This window comes from Streptomyces sp. F63, assembly GCF_018070345.1.
Lineage (GTDB): Bacteria > Actinomycetota > Actinomycetes > Streptomycetales > Streptomycetaceae > Streptomyces.
Genome location: NZ_JAGPXX010000081.1, coordinates 1 through 436 on the forward strand (window position 1 = coordinate 1; position 436 = coordinate 436).

Genomic DNA, 436 nt, shown 5'->3' on the forward strand with positions numbered 1-436 from the left:
TCTACGTCCACCTCGCCAACGGTCTCTACGTCAACACGCTCGCGAACCGGCTTGTGCTGCACTTCTGGCCCAGCCCGCCACCTGGTTACGGCGCACGATCCCCCTCCACTACGTCCGCCGGCGGGGTCCGCCCATGAGTATCGCCATCGCCTCTCCGAGACCGGTCCGCGAAGCCCCATCGCTGTAACCTGCGAAAGACCAGGCGCGAAGACAGCCTCGATCGAGGCGGCCATCGCCCAAGCGTGCGACAAGATCGCGCCGCTCTGGCCGCTCAAGCATTTCGTCGCGGTGAACCCATTCCTCGGCTTCAGTGACCAGAGCTTCGCTGCGACCTGCGCTACGCTTCGCCGGGTTGCCGGAGTCGATATGCTGATGCCGCGCGCCTTCTACCGCCAGGCGCTGGCGGCGGGGACCATCGAGGAGCACGACCTGGAGG

1 protein-coding gene is annotated in these 436 nt (G+C 66.5%); it reads left to right on the forward strand.

Annotated features, from left to right (window positions below; genetic code table 11):
* Nucleotides 1-51 precede the first annotated feature (51 nt).
* Nucleotides 52-436: putative inorganic carbon transporter subunit DabA (locus KBZ10_RS30695; RefSeq protein ID WP_210990719.1), on the forward strand; the 385-nt coding region annotated here is incomplete at its 3' end.